Below are 2,225 nucleotides of genomic sequence, written 5' to 3'. Positions count from 1 at the left end.
GGTGGCGTGGGTGGCGTTCCAGGAGCGGAGACGGAGTCGGCGGGGTCGGCGGGGTCGGCGGGCGATGAGGAGATGCCGCCGCCGGTCGGTGACCCGATTGACTCGGCGCTACTCGGGTTGGGTGTCGAGGACTCGGTGGTTGAGGACGCGGTGGTTGAGGACGCGTTCGGCGAAGACTCGTTCGACGAGGAGCCGAAGGTAGACGAGCCGCCGGTTGAGGTCGTGGCCGACGAGCCTGCCGACCTGACGGCTCCCGAGCAGGCGACCGAGGCTCCGGCCGAAGACCCCAAGGACTACGACTGGTTCAGCGGATCCAGCAAGGCGAGTGCGGCGGACGGCGACGCGCTGGGGGCCGAGGCGGACGTGCTGTCGGCGTTCGGCGGCGCGCGCACCACACGGCCGACCGGGACCCCGGAGCCTTACATGCCCAGCGGCTTCGACGTGTTCGCGGGCCGTTCCGGCGGCACGGCTCCGGCGGCCGAGTCCGAGGCGGAACCCGAGCCGGTGAGCGGACACTGGGACGTGCCGGAGTCGGACGAGGCACACGAAGATAACGAGGATCACCAGGAACAGGTGCCGGGCACGGAGCCGGTGGCCGGCGGGTTCGAGGCCTTCGCTGAGCAGGATGTCGAGGCGGAGGCGGAGGCGGAGGCGGACGGCATCGCGGACTCGGTCGAACAGGCTGCCGATCTCGATGCCGACTCGCCGAGCGGGCAGGCCGAGGCAGTTGAACAGATCACCGAGGCAGCCGGTGTCGAGGGCTCTGCCGGGGAGGCTGTCGAGCCGGTCCTGGATGGCGACTCGCTGAGCGCCGAGGATGGCGCGGCCGAGTCCGAGCACTCGGCGGAGCAGGCTGATGCCGACGCCGATGACGACACCGATGCCGACGCCGACACCAATGCTGACGCCGACGCCGACGCCGATGCTGATGCTGATGCTGATGCTGATGACGACGCCGAGTTCGAGCCCCTGATCGAAGACAGCAGCGAACTGCTTGCCGCCTTCGACGCGTTCTCCGTCCCGCGAGCCGCGCCGGAGCCCGAGGCCGATCCCGAGCCCGAGCCCGAACCCGAGCCGCTGCCGAAGCGCGATCCGTTCGCGAGGCTCGGGATCGAGACGCTCGCGGCGTCCTCGCTGGCCAAGGAGGGCAGCGGCACCGCGGCTGCCGACGACGCGGCGTCCGACGAGGGCTCCGAGCCGGAAGCCGAGGACTCCGAGGCCGACTCGCCAGAGGCGGACTCGTCGGACACCGATTCCCCCGACGCCGACCCCACCGCCACCACTAGCGACACCACTAGCGACACCGCTAGCGACACCGCTACCGACGCCGCCGCGGACACCGATCCCGAGTCCGGCTCCCCCGCCGACCTCGAAGACGACTGGATCTTCCCGGCCAAGCCGAGCCCGAAGGTCCCGCGCTCCCTGTCCGCGTTCGCCGTGAGTCTCCCGAGCCTTCCGCGGCCGCAGGCGGAGGCCGAGGAGCCGAAGCCTCCGGTGCAGACCAGCGCGCCGGACGACTGGTTCCGACCGGGGGTGACCGAGCCCGCGGAAGGTGAGGACGCCCAGCACACGCAGGTGATCAATCCCGACCGGGACAACACGCTTGAGCGGGAGGCGACGCGGACCTTCGATCAGGTGTCCGAGAAGGCCGCCGCGGAGGCTGAGGAGGACGACGGGGACGGTGACGGTGACGATCCCGTCCCCGCCGACGCTCCGGCCGGTCCCGGCGGCCCGCGGCGCAAGACGCTCATCGGGGCGGTGACCACGGCCGTTTTGTTGGTGGCCGGGGCCACGGCGGTGGTGTTGAGCGGGTCGGGGAACACTCCGCAGGGGACGGGGACGACGCCCACCGAAACCTCGTCCCCGTCGATCTCGCCGACGCCGACCGACGTGCCGACGACACCGGTCGGGACCAGCGGCCAGAGCAGCACGACGTCTTCCAGTTCGCCGAGCTACCACCACAGCTCGCCGACGCGCAGCAAGAGCAAGCCGTCCACCCCCAGCACGTCGTCGCACTCGTCCAGTGACGAGACGCCGACGCGCAGCTCCTCCTCCAGCGATACGCCGTCCAGCCCATCGAGCTCGTCCACGACGTCGACCAGCAGTGCGCCGACGTCCCCGACGGGTTCCTGCGTCCCAATCATCTTTCCCTGTGACAGCAGCACCCCGTCCACCAACGACAAACCCACAGGTCACTAGCCGAAAGGCGGCGCCGCCACCAACCC

Annotated in this window: 1 protein-coding gene; it reads left to right on the top strand. The window is 71.0% G+C overall.

The window, feature by feature from the left end; genetic code table 11:
• Positions 1-2,199 (top strand): hypothetical protein (locus tag KGQ19_RS48360; protein ID WP_212022354.1); only part of this gene is annotated, 2,199 nt, incomplete at its 5' end.
• Positions 2,200-2,225: the final 26 nt, after the last annotated feature.

It is taken from the genome of Catenulispora pinistramenti, from assembly GCF_018274385.1.
Lineage (GTDB): Bacteria > Actinomycetota > Actinomycetes > Streptomycetales > Catenulisporaceae > Catenulispora > Catenulispora pinistramenti.
This window is presented reverse-complemented; position numbering and strand designations above follow the sequence as displayed.